Annotated in this window: 3 protein-coding genes and 1 pseudogene; 1 reads left to right on the forward strand and 3 read right to left on the reverse strand. The window is 71.6% G+C overall.

Annotation, left to right across the window (positions count from 1 at the left end; all coding sequences use genetic code 11):
- Positions 1-398 (forward strand): annotated as a pseudogene (locus tag AOK00_RS39825) (hypothetical protein); the annotation flags it as partial.
- 219 nt (positions 399-617) lie between these two features.
- Here the strand turns inward: AOK00_RS39825 and AOK00_RS34620 are convergent.
- From AOK00_RS34620 to AOK00_RS34630, 3 genes are all read right to left on the reverse strand, one after another.
- A complete protein-coding gene (locus tag AOK00_RS34620; RefSeq protein WP_055604098.1) occupies positions 618-1595 on the reverse strand; it encodes a DUF5926 family protein in 978 nt (325 codons plus the stop codon).
- A 310-nt stretch (positions 1596-1905) separates the two neighbouring features.
- Positions 1906-2508 (reverse strand): ATP-binding protein, encoded by a 603-nt coding sequence (locus AOK00_RS34625; RefSeq protein ID WP_079042349.1) that lies wholly within the window; start codon positions 2506-2508, stop codon positions 1906-1908.
- A 169-nt stretch (positions 2509-2677) separates the two neighbouring features.
- Positions 2678-3499, reverse strand: a complete 822-nt coding sequence (locus AOK00_RS34630; protein WP_055604100.1) for a glycerophosphodiester phosphodiesterase — start codon at positions 3497-3499, stop codon at positions 2678-2680.
- Positions 3500-3871 lie beyond the last annotated feature (372 nt).

The following is a 3871-nucleotide window of genomic DNA, read 5'->3' on the forward strand; positions in this document are numbered from 1 at the left end:
CCCCCGTCACTCCCCGTAATGCCCCCGCCGCTCGGGCGTCCCCGGACCGGGTCACGAACTGTGGGCCGGAACTCGTCTCTCCCGAGGGGGTCGAGGCGCAGACCTGCGTCCTGGCGGAGGGTCCCGACACCTGGGGGCGTACGTACTACCGGAACGCGACCGGCCAGAATCTCGACGCGTTTCTGTCCCTCATGGCACCCGGCGGGCGGACCGTTCAGGTCCGTTGCCCGGTCGCCGCGCAGGACGAACCGGGAACCTGTGAAACGCCCAGGGAGCCCGGCCGGGGGATGGCCACGGCCTATACGGCGGTAGCGGAATTCGCGGGTACCGGCGAGGGGGGCAACACCCCGCTGCTGCTGCGGGCAGGCAGCAACACGGCGGACAGCGAAGGAAGTTGAGCGTCGACGCCCCGGACCTGCCGGAGGCGGACATGGAAAGGCCCGATCGCTGGCGACGGGGGATGCACCAGCGACCGGGCTTCCAGAACGGTAACAAGAGATCTGCTGTTCGCAAATTCGATCTCGGTTATTCGGACAGGGATTTACCCGTCCGCAGACCGGGTTGTGGCAGAAGTCACCGACCGGTCGGTCTGTCAGTCACCGATACCAGGCGGGGTATCAGCTGAGAGTCACCTGACGGTTCGTGAGGCCGCCACGCGCGCGCCGCTCCTCCGCGGTGAGCGGAGCGTCCGTGGCGAGCGCCTCGGTCAGCCGCTCGGCGAACTCGGCGGCCGGCTTCTCGCACTCCTCGGCGGTCATCGTGGTCGGCAGGTCCCAGACCGGCACCATCAGTCCGTGCGCGCGGAACGAACCGACGAGGCGGGTGTCCGCGCCGATCGAGGTACCGCCGGCGGCCTGGAGACGGGCGAGCGCGTCGAGGAGCTTCTCCTCCGGGTACGGCATGACCCAGCGCAGGTGGTTCTTGTCCGGGGTCTCGCACCAGTAGGCCGAGTCGACGCTCGCCAGCTTCACGGTGGGGATCGCGGCCGCGTTGGCCCGCTCCAGGGACGCGGCGACCTCCGGGTCGGCGCCGTCCGCGGACTGCGGGATCCAGAACTCGAAGCCCGAGTGGACCTCCGGGGCGAACGTGGCGTCCGCGTCGAGCAGGTCCTGCAGGCGCGGGCCCTCGGCCGGGACGCGGCGCGGCGGGACCGGGGTGCCCGGCTCGGTCTCCAGGGCGCGCTGGAGGGTGTCGGCGAGGTCGCGGGCGAGGTCGCCGGAGGTGGAGTCGTTCTGCAGGGCGAGCAGGACGGAGCCGTCGTCGCGGCGGAGCGCCGGCCACGCCATCGGCAGCACGGTCGCGAGCGTCACGGAGGGGACGCCCTCCGGGAGCCCGCCCTTGAGGGTGAGCGGCACGGTGGCGGCGGGCACCAGCTCGCGCAGCGCGACCCAGTCGCACTCGCCGGCCAGACCCTCGAAGGGGCGCTGGACCAGCTCGGTCACGGCGTGCGCGGCGGCCCGGCCGTGACACGCCTTGTAGCGGCGGCCCGAACCGCACGGGCACGGCTCGCGCGCCCCGACGACCGGGATCTCCCCGTTCGTGACCTGTGCCTGACCGGTCTTGCCGGCCTTCGTCTGGGGGCGCTTCTTGGCCATGGTGTGGCTTTCTCCCGATCGCGGCGGTGCGGTGCTTGTTCCGGGCGCGAGCCTAGCCGCACCGCGCACCGACGCCCTTCAGGCGGGCCGACCGCCCCTGTGAGGGGGCGCGGCCACGGGTCGCCGTGCGGGGTCGGGACCGGCCGTGTGCGGCCGCCGCCGCACACGGCGCGGCGGCGGGATGCCCGTACGGCGCCGGGATCTCGTACGACGCCGGGATTCTCGTACGAGGCCGATCCAGGTAGTCCTGCGACCTGGATCTCGTACGAGGCTGATCCAGGTCGCAGGACGCCGGGATCCTCGTACGACGTCAGTCCAGGTCGTCGTACGCGTCCAGGATGTCGAAGCGGGAGCCGCCGCCGACGCGGGACGCGAAGTCCTCGCGGCGGTGTCCCTCGGTCACCACCACCCAGACCGTGACCTCGCCGGTCGCGCTGTCCCGTACACCCCAGTCCTGGGCCAGCGCGCTGATGATGTTCAGCCCGCGGCCGCCCCGTGCGGTCACCGACGGCGTCGCCGGAACGGGCCGGGTCGGACCGCCTCCGTCCGTGACCTCGACTCTGAGGCCGCCCGCCGGGTCCACCCGCCAGGCCGCCCGTACATCCCCGTCGCCCCGATCCGCGTGCCCCAGCGGCCTGCCGTACCGGCAGGCATTGCTGAGCAACTCGGAAAGGATCAGCACCGCGTCGTCGACGACCGATTCGGACACCCCGCTGCGGTACAGCTCGTCCCGCATCCGGTGTCTCGCCTTACCCACGCCCGCAGGGCCATGGGGTACGGCCATGCTCGACGACGTGGGCACCTCCTGTGCCACCACCAACGCCACCCCCGAGACCTCCTTTGCCCCACGCCACCGTGTGGATGCCCCAATGGCCTGGACCGGAAACCGGCCAATCAGTGTGCGATGAGGCACTCGTGACGATCGCGTACGCGTGGAACGCGCCGGTGCACTCCCTGTAAGTCCTGTGAAGCCTTGTGGCGCAAGGGGAAGAGGGTGCTGAAGGGGATGCTGAGGAGGCGAGAAAGGGGGAAACGCGGGAAACGCGCCGACCGCGGGAAACGCGGCCGGTCGCTGGAAACACTCAGTCGCGACGCAGCTGGGAGAGCACCTGCTTGGGGCGGTTGGTGATGATCGCGTCCACCCCGAGGCGCTCGCAGAGCTCGACGTCCTCGGCCTCGTCCACGGTCCAGACATGGACCTGGTGCCCGGCCTTCTGGAGCCGAAGGATCACGGCCGGGTGGTGGCGGACGATCCGGATCGACGGCCCGGCGATGCGCGCGCCCGCGGGGAGCCGTCCGTCGCGCATGCGCGGCGAGACGAACTGGGCGAGGGAGACGGTGGGGAGCGTCGGTGACGCGGCGGCGATCCGGTGCAGGGAGCGGGCCGAGAAACTCATGACGCGTACGGGGGACTCGGCGGGGGACGCGGGCGCGTCCAGGCCGAAACGCTTGAGGAGCTGGAGCAGCCGCTCCTCGACCTGGCCCGCCCAGCGGGTGGGGTGCTTGGTCTCGATGGCCAGCTCGACCTGGCGCCCGGCGTCGGAGACCAGCTCCAGGAGCCGCTCCAGGGTGAGGACGGAGGTGTACCCGGGGTCGCGCCAGTCGGGGCTCTCGCGGGAGTCGTCGCGACCCTTCCAGGTGCCGAAGTCGAGGGCGGCGAGATCGGCGAGCTCCAGGGCGGAGACGGCGCCGCGGCCGTTCGAGGTGCGGTCGACGCGGCGGTCGTGGACGCAGACGAGATGGCCGTCGGCGGTGAGCCTGACGTCGCACTCCAGGGCGTCGGCGCCGTCCTCGATGGCCTTCACATAGGCGGCCAGAGTGTGTTCCGGTGCGTCCTCGGAGGCTCCACGGTGGGCGACGACCTGGAGGGGGACGCTGTTCGGGTGCTGCCGTGCGTGAGTCACGGCGTCATGGTGCCATTGGCGGGGTGGAGCGGGCACACCGGAAGCTGTCCGTTCTGTCCGTATATAAAGGTAGGGGGGTGAATGCACAGCTCCGCCTTACAGCGGCCTGACGTCCTGTGGGAAAAGCTGGTGCAACACCCTGGACGCAGTAGGTGACCAGTAGGTACCACCCACCCCACCCCGCGCAGTCAACGAGGAGAGCGAGCTGTGAGCACCGAGAACGAGGGCACGGCGGTACCGGCGGACCACCCGGCTGCCCCGTCCACTCCGTCCACCCCTCCGACGCCTCCGACGACTCCCTCGGCTCCGACGACTCCCTCGGCGTCGACGCCGGCCCCCGCGCCGGCGGACGCCCCCACGGCCGCGCAGCCC

This window comes from Streptomyces aureus (assembly GCF_001418135.1).
GTDB classification, from domain to species: domain Bacteria; phylum Actinomycetota; class Actinomycetes; order Streptomycetales; family Streptomycetaceae; genus Streptomyces; species Streptomyces aureus_A.

Coding starts and splice junctions, on each gene's coding strand:
- AOK00_RS34620 (WP_055604098.1), bottom strand. CDS start 1,595: ATGGCCAAGAAGCGCCCCCAGACGAAGGCCGGCAAGACCGGTCAGGCA.